The sequence below is a fragment of the Rhodococcus sp. NPDC059968 genome (assembly GCF_042738615.1).
Lineage (GTDB): Bacteria > Actinomycetota > Actinomycetes > Mycobacteriales > Mycobacteriaceae > Rhodococcus_F.
Genome location: NZ_JBHWUE010000149.1, coordinates 1 through 16,917 on the forward strand (window position 1 = coordinate 1; position 16,917 = coordinate 16,917).

Below are 16,917 nucleotides of genomic sequence, written 5' to 3' on the forward strand. Positions count from 1 at the left end.
GACATGATGCACCGCAACCTCGACCGCCGGGTCGAGGCCATGGCCCAGGTGAAAGATCCCCGGCTCACAGCCCAATTGGGCGACATCTTCGATTCCGCGCTCGACCCGACAACCCGATGCTGGGTGCTACACCCCGACGGCAACTGGATGGCCTCCCCCGCCCACGGCCAGGACGTCCGCGAACACCAGGAAGCCCTCATGCGGGCCCGAACCGGCAGCGGATCCTGATCACGGGGACGGCCCCCGGTGGCGCAGACGTGCCACTTGCGCGGCAGCACAGGTCATCAGCTGAGGTCGATGTCGGCGTAGATCGCGGCATGATCGGACGCGGCGTGCACCGGGGAGGTCGTGGTCGGAAAGTGTTCGAACAGGGTGCCATGCTTGCCGCCCCACACGCCCTTACGGAAGATCGCCCCACCGGTCGCCCGGTCGAACAACGCGGGTGAGAGCAGCACGTAGTCGATCTTGTTTCCGGCGGTGCCGTTGGCGTAGGTGCCGGGCCGGCCGCCGTCATCGAACCCGTTCACCTCGGCCACATCTCGCAGATCGGTGTCGGCGAGCAACGGCGCGAGGGGTTCACTGTCGGGGGTGTCGTTGAGGTCCCCGGCGACCGCGACGAACTCCGCCCCGCCTGCACGCAGCTGCCGATAGATCTCGGCGATCCGCTCGGCCTGCCGGCGGCGCAGGGCGTTGTTGTCTTCCGGCCGCCCGTACCCCTTGCTCTTGAGGTGGTTGACCAGCACCGTCAACGACTTCCCCACCAGGGCGCTGTCCTCGGGGAACGGGAAGGTGAACTCGGGGCAATCGCGGCTGAAGATCGGGCGCCCGGTCGGTGCGAGGTCGTCGACGTGCGAGCGGATCCCCCGCAGCGGGTACGCCGCCTTCGACAGCACCCCGACATCGATGCCACGGTCGTCGTTGCCGTCGATCACCATCACATGCGGAAACACCGGATTCCGTTCCGGGTCAACGATCGCGGCCTCGGTGAAGCGTTTGAGGGCGATCCGGTCCTCGGCCTCGATCACGGCGGTGATATCGGCGTTCACCTCGCGCAACACCTGGGCGGTGTGGGTCATCGCGAGTGCGTCGACGCGTTCTTTGGTCAGGTCGACCCAGCCGACCCAATCGCCGCGACCCTCGGCGACGACGGTGGTCAGGCCCTTCGAGCGTTTGACCAACCGGCCGCGGACCTGCCGCAGCACCGCATAGGCGGCGGTGTCGGATCGGTCGAGATCCAACGCGACCAGCAGGTCCAGGATCAGCTTCTTGTCACCGTCGGTGTAGGTGTCCTGGGCGATCAGGGCCCCGAGGCGGGCGTGCGCGTCGAGGATGTCCTCTCCGACCTCGTCCGGGGCGCTGCCCATCGCGCGGGGGCGGGAGAAGAGATTCTCGACATTGAACGACGCAATGCGCATGGAGGTGGACGACACAATGGCTCCCTGTCGACGTGCGTGCAGACGGAGGGTGGGCTGGCTGACGGTCGAGCAGTTGATCTCGCTCCCAGAGCCTATCGGCGTGAACCCCTCGGCGGAACGCCTCAGCCGCAAAAGCCGAAACAAGCTGTGGCCCGAACGTCCGATGGAAACGGTTGACCTACTATAAGATTCGTCGGAATCAGGTTGGCCGTCAATGGACATTTCATCAGATGGCCACGCAACCGGCGACACCCGTTTGCGCGCACTTTCCCGACCGAGACCCCGACCAGCTTTCACCGTACGAGCTCGTAACGGGTGTGCGGGCGCCCCGACCCCTCTCGGCGCCGGCGGTGGATCCCGACCGGTTCCACCCACCCACGTTCGTGCACGCTGATGCTGCGGCGCATTCGCGGGTGTGCCTCGGTGTCGCAATCCAGATCGTGTGTGATCGTGCTGGTGGGTTTCCGCCGGCGTCGGTTGCGCCGTCGAACTCCTGTGTGGTGCCCCGGTGCTGAACGCGCGTCGGAACGACCGCACGGACGGGCACTGCTCATCGGTGTCTCACCGCGGGTTGAGTGGTGAGGCCGTGGTACTCACGCCGATCGAAGATGCCTCCGCATCGTCGACTAACCCGGCGGTGGCTCGGTCCGCTTCTGTCCCGACGATCCCCCGGCCTTCGACCTGGCCCACTTCCTCGGAACGGTCGATACAGTCGAGGAAGGAGAACACCGCCGGATTCACCTCGACGGTCCGCCAGAACCGCATACAAATCGCGTCGGAACCGGGCCGAACAATTTCACCGCCACGCATTCGCGCCCATCGCGCCGAATCCTCCCGAACCGACACGGGCAAGCGACGCGAACCCGACCAACGGCTTGACCGACACCATGTGCGCGGTCGCGCCCGGATCGTCGGCCGTCTGCGCGACAGCGAGCGAGATCCGGCTGTCGGAGGCGGCACCGAGGATGGCGCCGTACATCGCCGGGCACTGCTCGCGGGAGAACATCACGCACGCCCGGCGGGCGAAGTCGGTGTTGGAACGGCGATGCCGTGCGCACCCCTCGGCGGCGGACCGACACGGTGTACCCCGTCAAAGTGGTTCCGAGACCGTGGGTGTGGCCTCGGTCCCGAGGCGGCGCGGCTGCTGCAGTTGGTAGGTGATCAGGCGGGAGCTGTTCGCGACGACCGCGACGGAGGAGGCGTTGTGCAGGATGGCCGCGAGGACCGGGGACAGGGCGCCGCCGGCACTGACGAGCAGTCCGATCGCGTTCACCGCGATCGCCATGGCGTAGTTCTGCTGAATCAGTGCGACCGCGTGTGCCCCGAGGTCGCGCACATCAAGCCGCCGCCGCAGGTCATCGCTGGAGAGGGCCACGTCCGCGGTCTCGACCGCGACGTCCGTCCCGGCCAGGCCCATCGCGATGCCGATGTCCGCCGCGGCGAGCGCCGGCGCGTCGTTGGTGCCGTCTCCGACCATCGCGACCGTGTGCCCGTCCTCCTGCAGTCGGCGGACCATGTGGAGCTTGTCCTCCGGCATCACCTCTGCTTGCCACTCGCCGATACCCAGCTCCGCGGCCACCGCCGCCGCGGTCATCGGGTGGTCGCCGGTGAGCATGACGATTCGTCGGATACCGTCGGCCCGCAGCCGGGACAGCACCTCGAGGGCTTCGGGTCGAACCTCGTCGCGGAGGCTGATCAGTCCGACCAGCTTGCCGTCGACGGCCAGCAGCAGTGGCGTCTCGGCCCGCTGCTGAAGCTTGCGCACCCAGTCGGCCGCCCGTTTTGACACCCGCACCTTCTCCTCGCGCAGCAGCCCGTCGCTGCCCAGCAGCAGCGTCCGCCCATCCGCCCAGGTGCGCATGCCGAGCCCGACCAGCACCTCGCACTCCTCGTGCGGTGGGATCACGATGTGCCGTTCCTCGGTGGACCGGATGACCGCCTCGGCGAGTGGGTGCCGCGAGTGGATTTCCGAGCTCGCCGCGTAGGCGAGGACCTGCTGAGGTTCCCAATCCTTGGCGAAGGCAATCACATTGGTGACAATCGGGCGGCCGATCGTGAGGGTGCCGGTCTTGTCGAAGACCATGGCGTCGACGCGCCCGGCCTGCTCGAGGTGGGATCCGCCCTTGATCAAAATTCCGCGGCGGGCCCCGTTTCCGATGGCGGCGCTGATCGCGGTGGGTGTCGACAACCCGACCGCGCACGGGCAGGCGATCAGCAGCATGGTCATGGCGCGGCGCACGTCGCGGGTGAGGACGAGGGTGAGCGCGGCCAGCGCGAACGATGCCGGCACGAACCGCCGGGAGAAGTTCTCGCCGACGGTCTGGATCGGGGCGCGGTGGTCCTGGGCCTGCTCGACCTGGGAGATGATCCGACCGATGCTGGTTTCGTTGCCGACGGCGGTGGCCCGGACGACCAGGCGACCCCGGAGGACGACGGAGCCGGCGTGGACGAGGTGGTCGACGGAGGTGGCGATCGGCAGCGTCTCACCGGTGATCGCGGACTGATCCACGATCGCCTCCCCGTCGACCACCACCCCGTCCACCGGGATCGCGACGTGGTCGTGGACCACGATCTCGTCGCCGACCTGGAGGGAGTCGATGTCCACCGAGATCTCACTGGTATCGGCCAGCCGGATCCAGGCCGTGTCCTGGGTTCCCTTGAGCAGATCGGAGATGGCGCGGCGGGTGCGGCGCAGCGTGAGCTCTTGCAGGTACTCGCCGATGTTGAGCAACCAGAGCACGGTCAGGGCCACCACGTTCTCCCTAAGCACCAGGCTGGCCACGGTCGCGGCGGAGACGAGGGCGTCGGTGCCCGCCGACCGGTTGCCGGTCAGGGTGCGCAGCGCCCCCTTCAGGAAGGGGTAGCCGGTGAAGATGGTGGCGCCGGTGGCGAACAGGCGACTGGACGGCCCGAGCAGCGGCGCCCGGCGCAGACCGTACCGGCGGACACCGAGCAGGATCAGGGCGGCGCCGCCGACGGCCATCCGCACGATGTCAGCGTTACCGACGTCGGCCGAGCGCGGGGACCGGTCCGGCACCAGCGACCACGGGGTCTCCTCGCCGGCCGCGATCGCATCGAGCAGCTCGGCGCGGTCGAGCCGCCGGGGCGAGTACCACACCACCACCGACGCGGTCCGCGGGTACGCGTGCACCGCCCGCACCCCGGAGATCTTGGCGACGGCGTCCTCGATCGCCACCGCCCACCCCGGGCTCGCGCGCAACCACGACAGCTGCAGACGGATCCGGCCGGCCGCATCCGAGACCACGGCGAGACCGGTGGGCTCGTGCGGGGCCGGCGCGGCGGGCATGTCAGTGACTGTGGCCGTGACCGGTGTCAGGCTCCGCCGGTGGGGGCACCTCCTCACCGATCCGCCCCCTGGCCTCGGCGGCCACGTCGCCAATCTTCAGGCGCGCCGACTCGGCACCCTCCTCCGCCTTACGAGCCCCACGCAGTCCCCACGCGGTCGCGGTGACGGCCGCCTCGTGCAGCGGCGCCTTCGCGGCGACCGTGCGGACCGCGTTGTACGCGGCAACACCCACGGCGCCGGTCACGACGGTGGACGCGGCCTTGGCAAGCAGAACGTGAAGGGCCATGACCTCATCCTGACACCGTGCGGTGTGCGCGCGAAAGCACCAGTATCGGTCCCGTGCGTGCCCGAGGCACGTTCGTCTGGCAGGCGCACCCTGACCCGACCGTTGTGGCTCGGCACCGCCAGCAGCGCAGTTCTCCGCCCAGCCCGTCGACGCATCCGCGCTCAGCGGTGCCCGGCGTGCGGGCCCGCGGCGGAACGCGGCGTCGTGGGGTGGCAGTGTCGGGCCGTCACGCCTCGATGACACTCGGTAGCTGATCCTGGACAACAAAGCTGGCGCGGGTGGAGATGGGCGCGCCCGGACGACGGATATAGGGAACAACGCGGAAGTCGCTGCGCCACAACTGATGATCCAGGTCAACCCGCACATACCCACGCTGCGCGTTGAAGAACTTCATGTCGGGATTGGCGGCCAGCAGGCGGCGCCCGGTGTCATTGATGTCGGCGCCGTCACCAGCCGAGGTGATCGACGTTCCCGAAAACTCCGACGCAACCACCGGCGACCCCGGGTCGGCGTAGTCCCGGCGCAGGTCGGCGACGATATTCTGGTGACGGTCCCCGGTGATCACCACCAAATTGCGGACGCCGCGATCGGCCGCGCCGCCGAGGACGATGTTGCGATCGGCGACGTAGCCGTCCCACGCGTCGGAGGACACGACGACGTCCGGTCCGGGGTCGTTGTCGGTCTGGCCCATCGCCACCTGATTGCCGATGATCTGCCAGCGGGCGGGCGAGCCGGTGAATCCGTCGAGCAGCCAGTGACGTTGGTGGGCACCCAGTATCGTGCGGTCGGTGTCGAGCCGGTCCGCGCAGTGCGCGGTGACGTCACCCCCGCAGGCCTGCCGGTCCCGGTATTGCCGGGTATCGAGCATGGTGAGCTCCGCGAGATCACCGAACCGGTAGCGGCGGTGCAGGCGCATCCCCGGCCCCGAGGGTCGCTGCCCGATCCGCAGCGGCTGGTGCTCATACAGCGCCTGGAAGGCCGCAGCTCGGCGCCGGCGGAACAGCGCGGAAACTCGGTAAATATCGAAGCCCAGTCCCGGCGACTCGGCCGCCCAGTTGTTGTCGACCTCGTGATCGTCCATGGTCACGATCCAGGGAAACGCCGCATGCGCGTCCCGCAGCGGCAGCTCGGCTTTGTACTGTGCGTAGTGCAGCCGGTAGCTTGGCAGATCGACGGCCTCGCCGCGGTCCACTCCCATCGACGTTCCCTCGCGGCCGCGCCTCCACCCGCGTTCGTAGATGTAGTCGCCCAGATGGACCACCAGATCGAGGTCTTCGTCGCTCATGTGCTCGTATGCGGTGTAGAAGCCCGAACTCCACGACTGGCAGGAGGCGAACGCGAACCGCATCCGCGCGGTGGGCTGCCCCGGCGCCGGGGCCGTGCGGGTCCGGCCCACCGGCGAGATCGCCGAGCCGGCCCGGAACCGGTAGAAGTACCAACGAGCAGGCTCCAAGCCGTGGATCTCCGGGTGCACGCTGTGGGCGAGTTCGCGCGTCGCGACAGCCGTCCCGCGCGTCACCACCTGCCGGAAGCTCTCGTCGTGCGCGACTTCGTATTCGACGGTCACCGGATCCCATCCCATGCCGCCGCGCCCGCCGGGGGCAAGGGGATCCTTTGCAAGGCGGGTCCACAGGACGACACCGTCCGGTGTCGGATCTCCCGATGCCACACCGAGTGCGAACGGGTCATCTGCTCGCCACCGCGGCGCTGGGAACCGGGCGCTGCTCACCGCCGACGTACCCACCAGCACCGCAGCCGATCCGGCCACACCTACACGCAACAACTGCCGACGGGAGAGGGCCATACACCACGGTATAGCCAGGCTGCGATTGGCCGGCCGAGTAGGACGATGCGCTCCCATGGGGGTTCGTTGACAGTGGTTCGTCGGCCGCAACGCGGTCCGTTCTGATGTGCAGACGCGAGTGCGGGATCTTCGGACCGCCGTGTGGCGTCGTCGGCTGCCGCCCATTCGCAGGTGCCGGACCGTGTCGCTGGTGTGCCCTGGGTCAGGATCGCCGCTCGTGTGCGAGGGCGACGAGGCGATGCGCGAGCGCCGGGTCGAGCTGGAAGGTGCGGATGAGGTGACCGGCGTCGTGCCCGGATCGGGCTTCGGACCACGCCGCCCACAGTGGCGGGATCTGATCGTCGGGTTGGTCGCGCAGCTCCGCGGGCAGTCGTTCCCGCAGGTCGTCGTACAAATCCTCCGCTGATGGTGGCGTCGGTGTGCGATGCGGCGGCCGGGGTGTCCACCACCGGTGACGAGTCATGAGACCAGTCTTCTCTCCGCCGGAAGGCGGGTGGGTTCGGCTGGTCCCGACGATTTCCGTGCGCAGCGATTTCGGTCCGGTTGCGGCGGACGGTGCGGGACGGGCGGGGCGGCGAGCTGAGCCGACACTCGCGGACCCCGTTCGGGTTCCTGTCGAGGTCGATGGGCGACGAGCTGGGTTGTCAGGGGATGCGGCGGTTCAGGACGAGGCCGGTCCCGGCCGCGGCGGAGACGAAGAGGGAGCCGCCGACCAGCCACATCCGGCTGGCGTCGCCGCGGGTGATCTCGTAGCCGATCTGTTCCTGCAGGGTGTCGTACACCGAGCGGAGCTCCTCGAGGCTCGAGGCGGTGAAGAACGACCCTCCCCCGAGCCGGGCGATCTCCCGCAGCCCGTCGTCGTCGACCGGGACCGGGATGCGTTCGTCCTCGATGGCGACGGTGCCGTGGCGGGTGCCGAAGGAGATGGTGGAGACCGGCACCGACTTGTCGTGTGCCACACGTGCCGCGGTGAATCCGCCGCGCGGATCGTCCGGACTCACCGGAACGGTCTGTTTGCCGTCGGACATCAACACGATGTGTGCCGGCGGGGTCTGATCGCTGCCCCCGAGGACGGCGGCGAGGGTGTCGATGGATCCCAGGGCGGCGAAGATGCCCTCACCGGGTGCGGTTCGTTCGCTCAGCTGCAGCCGGTCGATGGCCCGTTTGACCGCTTCCCGCTCGGTGGTGGGCGCGACCAGGACCGAGGCGGTGCCGGAGAACGCCACCAGCCCGAGGTTGATCCCCGCGGTCAGGTCGTCGGCGAAGGCCTTGGCGGCCTCCTGGGCCACCGCGATCCGGGACGGCGGCACGTCGGTGGCCTGCATCGACAGGGACACGTCGATCACCAGGACGACGATGGCCCGGTTCCGGGGCACCCTCTTGTCGGCGGTGGGCCCGGCCAGCGCGACCGCCAGCAGCAGCAGTCCCACCACCATCAGGGCGACCGGGAGGTGCCGTGTCGGTCCGGGACGTTTCGGGGCCACCTTCTCGAGGAGTGCGAGGTTGGTGAACCGCAGAAGGTGCCGGTGCCGCAGCCGCTGCACCAGCACGTACCCGGCCGCGACCGCGACCGCGGTGACGGCGAACAGCAGCCAGAACGGGGAACTGAACGCGAGCCGGCTCACCGCGCCACCCCCACGCTCGAGGGCCGCGGACAGGGGGCGGCGGGCGGGCCCGCCCCGGCCTCACGGGCCCGGTTGGTCAGGCGCGCCCGGGCCTGGCGAGCAAGGTTGGTGTGCGGGGTCATCGGGGTCTTCTCAGAGCCAGCGCTGGCGTTTGAACACGGTGTACAGGGCGATGGAGGTGATGAGCATCAACGACAGCGCCAGGGGGTACCCGATCACCCAGTGCAATTCGGGCATGTGGTCGAAGTTCATCCCATAGATGGTCCCGACCAGGGTGGGGGCGAACAGGATCGCCGCCCACGCGGAGATCTTCTTGACCTCCTCGCTCTGCGCGAGGCTGGCCTCGGTCAGGTGATGCATCTCCTCGTTCTGCTGCTGCCCCACCAGGGTGGCGTGCACGGTCAGCGCCGTCTGCAGATGCGCGCGGAAGGAGTCGGCCCGTTCACAGATGCGGATGGTGTGGTCGTGCACATCGCGCAGGCGCCGCTGCAGTTCGAGGTCGACATGATATTTCTCCGACCCCCGTTGCAGGGCCTCGAGCATGCCCACCAGGGGGTGGGTGGCGCGCTGAAACGCGATCACCTCGCTGGAGAGGGCGTAGATCCGGCGGGCGACGGTCTCGTCACCGGTGAACAGCTGATCCTCGATCTCGTCGATGTCGTTCTCGAGGCCGGCGATGACCGGTTCGTATTCGTCGACCACCTGATCCAGGATCGCGTACAGCACCGCCTCCGGACCCAGACACAGCAACTTCGGTTCCTGTTCCATGCGGTGGCGCACCTTCCCCAGGTCCGGGGATTCCGCATGGCGGATGGTGACGACGAAATCGGGTCCGACGAACACGTGGAGTTCCCCGAATTCGACCTTCTCGACGTCGTCGAGATAGCGGGCCGGCCGGAGCACCACGAACAGGATGTTGTCGTAGCGTTCGAGTTTGGCGCGCTGGTGGGCGGTGATGGCGTCCTCGACCGCCAGGTGGTGCAACGCGAACTCGTCGGCCACCGAGTCGATCTCCTCCCGGTCCGGGCGGTACAGCCCGATCCAGGCCATCCCCTCCTTCTCCCGCAGGATCTCGTAGGTGCTGTCGAGCGTGTCCGGGGTCGCGGCCCGGACACCACCCACATACACCGCGTTGTCCACGATCGTCATGTCCACTCCCAGCCTCCGACCGCACTTGCCGCCCCACCGGGGCGGGTGACCGCGGCGGGTTGCCGCCCCGAATGTCGAGGGTAGTTGTCGGCTGCGGCGAACCCGGCCGGTGGATGTGGCGCAGGCACCGAGACCACACAGCCGGGATTCGACAGGTCGGCAGATCTGCACGGGGTGTGGGTGCTATGACAGGGGTGACGGTTCGTCGCGTGAAGGAGGCCGATATGGACGTCCGGTTCATCTCCGCCGACGGTGTGCGAACGCGCCCGGTGTCCGATCTGGTGGCATTGCTCGACCGGCCCGACGGAGTGGTCTGGGTGGACGTCCCGACCTGGGACGACCAGGCGGAGCACGTGTTGACCGATGTCTTCGGGTTTCACCCTCTCGCCGTGCGGGATTCGATGAACCGCAATCAGGTACCGAAGGTGCACAGATATGTGGACCACTTCTTCGTGGTTCTGCACGCGCCGCAATCGGGAGCACACGGACACGTGCATTACGTCGAACTGGACCAGTTCATCGGCGGCCGGTTTCTGGTGACGGTGCACGGCCCTGTGAATCCGGCGATCGATCCCTCGACCGCAATGGTCGAGGTCAATGCGGTGCTGGGCCGGCTGGAAGCGGGCAAGCTCAAGCCCGGCACCGGATTCGAACTGTCCTTCGCGGTGCTCGCGGCGCTGACGGCGCGGATTCGGACGTACACCGCCGAACTGACCAAGAACGTATGGAAGCTCGAGCAACAGGTCACCGGCGGGCACCTCGGTGATCCGGAAACCTTTCTCGACGAGATGTTCCGGGTCCGACACGGTCTGCTCACCGTCGGCACCATGGCCGCGTTGAGCCGCGAGGTCTACGGCCGCATGGTCACCATCGAGGCATTCGGCATCGGTAAAGGGCAAGACCTCCTGCTCGACGCGGTCGACCAGTTCCAGCATCTGACCGTGATGGCCGGGAGCCAGAAGGACTACCTGCAGGGCACGATCGAGTTCTACCAGGCACGCACGAACACCAAGATGACGATCGCCGCCGAGCGACTCGCCGTCATCGCGGCCGTCACGCTGCCGATCACGGCGTTATCCTCCGTCTTCGGGATGAACGTGATCGTGAACGAACGAACGCAATGGGCCTGGGTGGCCGTGATCCTGCTCGTGATGCTCGCCATCTCCGGGTCACTGCTCATCTGGGCGAAACGCAAAGGCTGGTTCTGACCTGCTCGCCAATTGCCGCCTGCTCGTGCGCCTCGGGCGCTTCGGCGCGCGCAGTAGGCAGTGGCCAGGCCCCGCCCTTCCAGGAGCGTGACGGATCCACTGCCCTACACCTCGATTCGGGAACCCATGATCACGGTCCGTTCGCCCGGCAGGCCGAAGTACTCGGCGGCGTCGGCGGTGATGTGGGAGGTGGCGATGAACAGCCGCTTGCGCCATTGCGCCATCGTCGGTGCCGTCCCCATGGTCAGTTCGATCTTCGACAGGAAGTAGGAGGCCTCCTCGATCGCGATCGGCCCCTCGGTGTCGGCGGGGTCGAGCAGTCGGAGCGCGTCCGGGATGTTCGGGGTGTCCATGTATCCGAAGTGCGCGGTGACGTGGACGATCCCGTCTTTGGCGTAGCCGAGCGCGTCGACCTCCGTGCGCTCCGCGTCGGGTATGCGGGGCACCGGCAGCGTGTCGATGGACAGGATCACCACGTGTTGGTGCAGCACGCGGTTGTGTTCGACGTTGGCGCGCATCGCCAGCGGTGCGGTCTGTTTACCGCGGTTGAGGAACACCGCGGTGCCCGGGACCCGCAGCAGCGGTGGCCGAGTAGCGCGCAGCTGGTCGACGAATGCGCGCAGCGGTCCCTCCGTCTGCTCCCGCCTGCGGGTGACGATGGTGCGCCCGCGCTGCCAGGTGGTCATCACGGTGAACGCGATGAGCCCGATCAGCAGTGGCAGCCACGCCCCGTGCACCAGTTTGGTCAGGTTCGCCGCCAGGAACATCCCGTCGACCACCAGTAAGGCGCCGCCGCCGATCACGAGCAGCCACAGCGGGGTGCCCCACTTGGTTCGCGCGAGGTAGAGGAACACGAGCGTGGTGATGGTGATCGTCGCGGTCACCGCCATGCCGAACGCGTACGCCAACGCCGCCGAGCTGCGGAAGGCGAAGACCAGCGTGAGCACCGACACCATCAGCAGCCAGTTGATCCAGGGCACGTAGATCTGGCCGATCGTGGACTCGGAGGTGTGTGCCACCCGCAGTCTCGGCAGGTAGCCGAGCTGGGCGGCTTGTGAGGCCACCGAGTAGGCGCCGGTGATCACGGCCTGGGAGGCGATCACCGTCGCCGCGGTGGCCAGCAGGACCATCGGCCACCGCGCCCAGCCGGGGGCGAGCAGGAAGAACGGGCTGCTCACGGCGTCCGGGTCGCCGAGGAGCAGCGCCCCCTGGCCGAGGTAGCTCAGCACGCACGCCGGCAGGACGAGCCCGAGCCAGCCGCGGGTGATCGCCCGCCGGCCGAAGTGGCCCATGTCGGCATAGAGCGCCTCGGCGCCGGTGACTGCGAGCACGATCGCAGCCAGCGCGAAGAACGCGATCCCGAAGTGCCCGACCATGAAGGACAGCGCATAGGTCGGCGAGAGGGCCTTGAGGATTTCCGGGTGCGCGGCGATGCCGGCCACGCCGCAGGCCCCGATCGCGAGGAACCAGACGATCATCACCGGCCCGAACAACCGGCCGACCGCCGCCGTGCCGCGGCGCTGAACGGAGAATAACCCCACGATGATCACCACGGTGATCGGGATGATCAGCCCTTCCAGCCCCGGTTGGACGACCTTGAGGCCTTCCACCGCGGACAGCACCGAGATCGCGGGGGTGATCATGCTGTCGCCGAAGAACAGTGCAGCGCCGAAGATGCCGAGCCCGGCCAGCACCGCGGTGACGCGGCGGCCCCCCGCGCCGCCGAGGCGTCGCAGCAGGGTGATCAGTGCCATGATGCCGCCCTCGCCGTCGTTGTCGGCGCGCATCACCAGCAGGACGTAGGTCAGGGTGACGATGATCATCACCGACCAGAAGATCAGCGACACGACGCCGTACACGTTGTTCTCGCTGATCGGCACCGGGTGCGGGTCGGCCGGGTTGAACACCGTCTGGATGGTGTAGATCGGGCTGGTCCCGATGTCGCCGAACACGACACCGAGTGCGCCGACCACCACGGCGGCCCGGACCGTTTCCCGACCGCCATGCGCGCGAATCGGCGACGGGGCTTGAGACTCTGCGGGCACGGCGCACTCCTCATTGGCGGGTCCGCACCCCATCCTGCCGCAGCGGTGACCGACAGCGGGCCCGAACACCGTGAGGGACTAAGGCAGCCTGCGCCGGTCGGTGGGCGGCCGAGGTCGGGGATATCCGCGCCGTGACGCGTCGCGGCGGTCGACGACGGCACGGTCGATCTAGACGAAGTCGTCGACATTCGAGGCCGCGGTCCATCGTTCCGCGGCCTCGTCGCCGGCCGAACGGCGTCACCGAGTCAAGAACTCGGCACCGGGCGCAAAGAAGCCGTCAAGCCCCTGTGCCGGGTGAGGTCGATCGGTGCATTCTCGAATCGGCCGGGCCGCGGTCGGTTTCGCGCCCGACGACGGCCCGGCCGCACGCCTGTCCCCGAACCACCGAGGATCCATCCATGAAGCAGCTCGCCGACTACCTGCACCTGCCCGGTCTCTTCCACCGCGGGCGCCTGACCCGCGAGGAAATGATCAACCTCGAAACCTACTACCGGCACCATCCGTCGCCTCGGGCGGCGATCTTCACGGCCGCACTCGGCGGCCACACCCACCGCTGATCACCGATCTGTCTCGACGGCTCCGGAGTTCGGGAGCGAAAGGAATGCGCATTGCTGCCCACAGGACAACCATTTCCACCCGCTGGGAAGATCACCACCGGTGGCGGGGACTGGCAGGAGCACGCCGCGTGCCGCGGTACCGAATCGTCGGTGTTCTTCTCCCCGGACGGGGAACGACGCGGTCGAGCGCAGGCCCGACGCGAATCGCGGGCCCGGCGGATCTGCCAGGACTGCCCCGTGCTCGGCCGGTGCCGTGAACACGCCCTGGCGATGGGCGAACCCTACGGAGTATGGGGCGGCATGACCGAAGCCGACCGCAGACGGCACGCCCGTCGGCGCCTCGCGGCGGCCACCGGCCTCTCTCGCCGCGGCACGCTCGACCAGCCTGCACCGGGACCCGGGGCCGGTCTCCGGCCGGTAGCCACCCGAGGCGAGCGCAATCCCGCCGTCCGGCGATAGCTAGCTGATCTTGCGTCGGTAGATGGCCGTCGCGGCGGCGTAGGCGACGATGAGGAGGCCGGCGCACCAGGTGAGGGCGATCCAGATGTCGTTGCCCACTGGCTGCTGCGCGAACAGGGCGCGGATTGTGTCGATGATGGAGGTCACCGGCTGGTTTTCGGCGAACCACTCCACCGGGCCGGGCATGGTGTCGGTGGGCACGAACGCGGAGCTGATGAACGGTAGGAAGATGAGGGGGTAGGCGAACGCGCCCGCACCGTCGACGGTTTTCGCGGAGAGACCGGCGATCACAGCGACCCATGTCAGCGCCAGGGTGAACAGGATCAGGATGCCTGCGACGGCGAGCCACGCCAGGACGCTCGCGCCCGTGCGGAAGCCCATGAGGAGGGCGACGCCGATGACGATCACGAGGGAGATCAGGTTGGCGACCAGCGAGGTCAGTACGTGCGCCCACAGCGCGCTGGATCGGGCGATCGGCATGGACTGGAATCGCTCGAAGATCCCGCCCTGCATGTCCATGAAGAGTCGGTAGGAGGTGTAGGCGATGGCCGATGCGATCGTGATGAGCAGGATGCCGGGCAGCATGAAGTTCAGATACGACTCCGACCCGGTGTCGATCGCGCCGCCGAACACGTAGACGAACAGCAGCATGAGGGCGACCGGGGTGACCGCTGTGGTGATGATGGTGTCCGGGCTGCGCAGGATGTGGCGCAGCGACCGCCCCGTGAGGGCTGTGGTGTCGCCGTAGAAGTGCGTGGTGGTCATCATCGCTCCTCGCTGTTGGTACGGGTGTCGCGGACCGTGTCTGCACCGACGCGCTCGGTGTCGTCGCCGATGATCGCGAGGAAGACCTCCTCGAGGGTGGGCTGCTTCTCGACGTACTCCACTGTCGCGGGCGGCAGCAGTGCCTTGAGCTCGGCGAGGGTGCCGTTGACGATGATCCGGCCCTGGTGGAGGATCGCGATCCGGTCGGCGAGCTGCTCGGCCTCGTCCAGGTGCTGTGTGGTCAGCAGCACCGTTGTGCCGTTGTCGGCGAGTTCCTTCACCGTCTGCCACACCTCGATACGCGCCTGGGGGTCGAGTCCGGTGGTCGGTTCGTCGAGGAAGATGACCGGCGGGTTCCCGATCAGGCTCATCGCGATGTCGAGACGGCGGCGCATTCCACCCGAGTAGGTCGACGCCTTCCGGCCGCCGGCCTCGGTCAGTGAGAAGCGGGCGAGCAGGTCGTCGGCGATCTGTCCGGGATTCTTCAGGTGCCGCAGCTGGGCGATCAGCACGAGATTCTCTCGCCCGCTGAGGATCTCGTCGACGGCCGCGAACTGTCCGGTGAGGCTGATCGTCTCCCGCACGTTCTGCGGCTGCGTGGCGACGTCGAAGCCGTTGATCGTGGCTGTGCCGGCGTCCGGCTTGAGTAGGGTCGCGAGGATCTTCACGACCGTGGTCTTGCCCGCTCCGTTCGAGCCGAGCAGGGCGAAGATGCTGCCCGGCGCCACGTCGAAGTCGACGCCGCGCAGCACCCGCAGATCGTTGTACGACTTTTCCAGGCCTCGCACCCGGATCGTGGCATTCGTGGTCATTGTTGTCCTCGTTCCGCGTCCTCGATGGCCTTGGTCAGGCGGGCGCGTTCCTTGTCGATCCACTGTGTGCCGCTGTAGGCCTGGACGAATGTCTCGGCGAACTCGACCGGGTTCTCGCCGACGATCTCGCGTACCGGCGTGCCGTCTACCGCGGCCCGCTCCCAGAGTTCGACGAAGTCGCCCATCATCGTGACGAGGGTCGCGCCGTCCGTGACGCCGCCGTAGTACATGAAGTACCGCTGCAGCGCTTTGGCGGTGGTGCCGTACGGCTCGGGAAGGGCATCGATGCGTGCTTTGTGCTGCTTGTACTGTTTCTTCTGCTCGAACGATCCGGTGATGGTCTCGATCCAGTTGGTCATGGTCACTTCTCTCCTTCGTGGAGCTGTTCGATACGTTCTGCGAGGAAGCTCCATGTCCTCCAGAACTCGTCGAGCTGTTCGCGCCCTTGCCCGTTGATCGAAAACACCTTCCGTGGTGGCCCCTTCTCCGAGGGGACCTTCTCCACGTCCACGAAGCCCCTCTGCTCGACGCGCACGAGCAGGGCGTAGACGGTGCCTTCGACGAGATCGGAGAAGCCCCGCTCCCGCAGCAGTGCCGTGATCTCGTAGCCGTATGCCGGCTGCTTGGCGAGAATCGCGAGGACGATGCCCTCGAGCGTGCCCTTGAGCATCTCGGTCATCTGATTTGCCATCACTCACCTTCGATCTAGTCTGTGTTGCTGACTACCGGTAGAAAGTATCACTGAGTACCGGTAGTTAGCAACACCGAATAGCGATCGGGGTCGCAACGTCGCTGCTCGGTGGGACGCTCAGGGCTGAGGCGCTCGGTCACCGGCGTGTACGCCAGGTGATTGTCAGCTCGTCGCCGGTACCGGCGACGGCAAGGGCGTGGAGGCCGGCCCCGGCGGCCATGCCGACGGTTGCCACCACCCAGATGCTTGCGGCCGTGACGATGCACCGTGCACTCCAGGGCGCACGAGAAAGGATCCCGCCGTGCAGGAATCCGATTCCGGTAACGATCTGGCCCGACAGATCTGACTCCGCAGGGGCGGGCGAAGCGCGTCCTACACCCCGCCCGCCATCTAAGACGCTTCCATGGGCGGCTGGACACCCGACACCCGACACCCCTCACCGCCTGGACTCCGCACTATTACGAGAGTTCTGACGCTGCAGCATTTTTAGGCGCGGGTGCATGCCTACGACCTCGGCGCCGCGCGAGTAGGCGGTTCCTCGACGACGTAGTCACCCGTAGAGAAACGGACCCGGGGCGTCAGAAACCTGTAAATACACGCCGAACCACGTGGTGCGGCGCGCAAAGTAGATCGAACGAACCATAAACCCTGGGAGCGCATACATGCTGGCACGGATGACAAAACCTCCTTCGCCGCCCTCGGTGCCCGATCCCGGTGACGACAATGCCGAGTGGCGCTGGCTGCGCTGGGACTGGCGCCGCCTGGACTGCTGTCTCTTATACACATCTCCGAGG

Annotated in this window: 18 protein-coding genes and 1 pseudogene; 4 read left to right on the forward strand and 15 right to left on the reverse strand. The window is 67.8% G+C overall.

Annotated features, from left to right (window positions below; translation table 11 throughout):
* Positions 1-228 (forward strand): annotated as a pseudogene (locus ACFWAY_RS49520) (RNA degradosome polyphosphate kinase); the annotation flags it as partial.
* A gap of 56 nt (positions 229-284) precedes the next feature.
* Here ACFWAY_RS49520 and ACFWAY_RS49525 read toward each other — a convergent pair.
* The 8 genes from ACFWAY_RS49525 to ACFWAY_RS49560 all read right to left on the reverse strand — a co-directional run bounded on the left by ACFWAY_RS49525 (position 285) and on the right by ACFWAY_RS49560 (position 9,586).
* Entirely contained in the window at positions 285-1,430 is a 1,146-nt protein-coding gene (locus ACFWAY_RS49525) for an endonuclease/exonuclease/phosphatase family protein (RefSeq protein WP_378515941.1), read from the reverse strand.
* A gap of 781 nt (positions 1,431-2,211) precedes the next feature.
* Positions 2,212-2,421 (reverse strand): hypothetical protein, encoded by a 210-nt coding sequence (locus tag ACFWAY_RS49530; protein ID WP_378515942.1) that lies wholly within the window; start codon positions 2,419-2,421, stop codon positions 2,212-2,214.
* Between the two features lie 84 nt (positions 2,422-2,505).
* Positions 2,506-4,722, reverse strand: a complete 2,217-nt coding sequence (locus tag ACFWAY_RS49535) for a heavy metal translocating P-type ATPase (RefSeq protein ID WP_378515943.1) — start codon at positions 4,720-4,722, stop codon at positions 2,506-2,508.
* Between the two features lies 1 nt (position 4,723).
* Entirely contained in the window at positions 4,724-5,008 is a 285-nt protein-coding gene (locus ACFWAY_RS49540; RefSeq protein ID WP_378515944.1) for a DUF1490 family protein, read from the reverse strand.
* A gap of 226 nt (positions 5,009-5,234) precedes the next feature.
* Positions 5,235-6,812: an alkaline phosphatase D family protein gene (locus ACFWAY_RS49545; RefSeq protein ID WP_378515945.1), complete on the reverse strand. Its 1,578-nt coding sequence runs from the start codon at positions 6,810-6,812 to the stop codon at positions 5,235-5,237.
* A gap of 202 nt (positions 6,813-7,014) precedes the next feature.
* Positions 7,015-7,275: a hypothetical protein gene (locus tag ACFWAY_RS49550; RefSeq protein WP_378515946.1), complete on the reverse strand. Its 261-nt coding sequence runs from the start codon at positions 7,273-7,275 to the stop codon at positions 7,015-7,017.
* Between the two features lie 181 nt (positions 7,276-7,456).
* A complete protein-coding gene (locus tag ACFWAY_RS49555) occupies positions 7,457-8,437 on the reverse strand; it encodes a VWA domain-containing protein (RefSeq protein WP_378515947.1) in 981 nt (326 codons plus the stop codon).
* Positions 8,438-8,569: 132 nt separating this feature from the next.
* Positions 8,570-9,586: a magnesium and cobalt transport protein CorA gene (locus tag ACFWAY_RS49560; protein ID WP_378515948.1), complete on the reverse strand. Its 1,017-nt coding sequence runs from the start codon at positions 9,584-9,586 to the stop codon at positions 8,570-8,572.
* 224 nt (positions 9,587-9,810) lie between these two features.
* Between ACFWAY_RS49560 and ACFWAY_RS49565 the strand changes: the two genes are divergently transcribed.
* On the forward strand, positions 9,811-10,794 hold the full coding sequence (locus ACFWAY_RS49565) for a magnesium transporter CorA family protein (protein ID WP_378515957.1): 984 nt from the start codon (positions 9,811-9,813) through the stop codon (positions 10,792-10,794).
* A 104-nt stretch (positions 10,795-10,898) separates the two neighbouring features.
* Here ACFWAY_RS49565 and ACFWAY_RS49570 read toward each other — a convergent pair whose 3' ends face one another.
* On the reverse strand, positions 10,899-12,872 hold the full coding sequence (locus ACFWAY_RS49570) for a potassium transporter Kup (RefSeq protein ID WP_378515958.1): 1,974 nt from the start codon (positions 12,870-12,872) through the stop codon (positions 10,899-10,901).
* Positions 12,873-13,237: 365 nt separating this feature from the next.
* Between ACFWAY_RS49570 and ACFWAY_RS49575 the strand changes: the two genes are divergently transcribed.
* Together ACFWAY_RS49575 and ACFWAY_RS49580 are read left to right on the forward strand one after the other, a co-directional pair.
* Positions 13,238-13,396: a hypothetical protein gene (locus tag ACFWAY_RS49575; protein ID WP_378515949.1), complete on the forward strand. Its 159-nt coding sequence runs from the start codon at positions 13,238-13,240 to the stop codon at positions 13,394-13,396.
* 51 nt (positions 13,397-13,447) lie between these two features.
* Positions 13,448-13,855: a WhiB family transcriptional regulator gene (locus ACFWAY_RS49580; RefSeq protein WP_378515950.1), complete on the forward strand. Its 408-nt coding sequence runs from the start codon at positions 13,448-13,450 to the stop codon at positions 13,853-13,855.
* Here ACFWAY_RS49580 and ACFWAY_RS49585 read toward each other — a convergent pair whose 3' ends face one another.
* The 6 genes from ACFWAY_RS49585 to ACFWAY_RS49610 form a co-directional block, all read right to left on the reverse strand.
* Positions 13,856-14,620: an ABC transporter permease gene (locus ACFWAY_RS49585; RefSeq protein ID WP_378515951.1), complete on the reverse strand. Its 765-nt coding sequence runs from the start codon at positions 14,618-14,620 to the stop codon at positions 13,856-13,858. It lies immediately after the preceding gene.
* Positions 14,620-15,432, reverse strand: coding sequence for an ABC transporter ATP-binding protein (locus ACFWAY_RS49590; protein WP_378515952.1), 813 nt, complete (start codon positions 15,430-15,432; stop codon positions 14,620-14,622). Before ACFWAY_RS49590 ends, ACFWAY_RS49585 begins: the two co-directional genes overlap by 1 nt.
* Positions 15,429-15,791, reverse strand: coding sequence for a DUF1048 domain-containing protein (locus ACFWAY_RS49595; protein ID WP_378515953.1), 363 nt, complete (start codon positions 15,789-15,791; stop codon positions 15,429-15,431). Before ACFWAY_RS49595 ends, ACFWAY_RS49590 begins: the two co-directional genes overlap by 4 nt.
* Positions 15,792-15,793: 2 nt before the next feature.
* Positions 15,794-16,123: a PadR family transcriptional regulator gene (locus ACFWAY_RS49600; protein WP_378515954.1), complete on the reverse strand. Its 330-nt coding sequence runs from the start codon at positions 16,121-16,123 to the stop codon at positions 15,794-15,796.
* A 136-nt stretch (positions 16,124-16,259) separates the two neighbouring features.
* Complete coding sequence (locus ACFWAY_RS49605; protein ID WP_378515955.1) at positions 16,260-16,556, reverse strand: MgtC/SapB family protein; 297 nt, start codon at positions 16,554-16,556, stop codon at positions 16,260-16,262.
* Between the two features lie 117 nt (positions 16,557-16,673).
* On the reverse strand, positions 16,674-16,917 hold a 244-nt coding region (locus ACFWAY_RS49610), incomplete at its 5' end, for a hypothetical protein (protein WP_378515956.1).

Excerpts from the sequence above, each read along its gene's own strand:
- ACFWAY_RS49530 (WP_378515942.1), bottom strand. The coding sequence starts at position 2,421 with ATGTTCTCCCGCGAGCAGTGCCCGGCGATGTACGGCGCCATCCTCGGT.
- ACFWAY_RS49535 (WP_378515943.1), bottom strand. The coding sequence starts at position 4,722 with ATGCCCGCCGCGCCGGCCCCGCACGAGCCCACCGGTCTCGCCGTGGTC.
- ACFWAY_RS49540 (WP_378515944.1), bottom strand. The coding sequence starts at position 5,008 with ATGGCCCTTCACGTTCTGCTTGCCAAGGCCGCGTCCACCGTCGTGACC.
- ACFWAY_RS49545 (WP_378515945.1), bottom strand. The coding sequence starts at position 6,812 with ATGGCCCTCTCCCGTCGGCAGTTGTTGCGTGTAGGTGTGGCCGGATCG.
- ACFWAY_RS49550 (WP_378515946.1), bottom strand. The coding sequence starts at position 7,275 with ATGACTCGTCACCGGTGGTGGACACCCCGGCCGCCGCATCGCACACCG.
- ACFWAY_RS49560 (WP_378515948.1), bottom strand. The coding sequence starts at position 9,586 with ATGACGATCGTGGACAACGCGGTGTATGTGGGTGGTGTCCGGGCCGCG.
- ACFWAY_RS49565 (WP_378515957.1), top strand. The coding sequence starts at position 9,811 with ATGGACGTCCGGTTCATCTCCGCCGACGGTGTGCGAACGCGCCCGGTG.
- ACFWAY_RS49570 (WP_378515958.1), bottom strand. The coding sequence starts at position 12,872 with ATGGGGTGCGGACCCGCCAATGAGGAGTGCGCCGTGCCCGCAGAGTCT.
- ACFWAY_RS49575 (WP_378515949.1), top strand. The coding sequence starts at position 13,238 with ATGAAGCAGCTCGCCGACTACCTGCACCTGCCCGGTCTCTTCCACCGC.
- ACFWAY_RS49585 (WP_378515951.1), bottom strand. The coding sequence starts at position 14,620 with ATGACCACCACGCACTTCTACGGCGACACCACAGCCCTCACGGGGCGG.
- ACFWAY_RS49590 (WP_378515952.1), bottom strand. The coding sequence starts at position 15,432 with ATGACCACGAATGCCACGATCCGGGTGCGAGGCCTGGAAAAGTCGTAC.
- ACFWAY_RS49595 (WP_378515953.1), bottom strand. The coding sequence starts at position 15,791 with ATGACCAACTGGATCGAGACCATCACCGGATCGTTCGAGCAGAAGAAA.
- ACFWAY_RS49600 (WP_378515954.1), bottom strand. The coding sequence starts at position 16,123 with ATGGCAAATCAGATGACCGAGATGCTCAAGGGCACGCTCGAGGGCATC.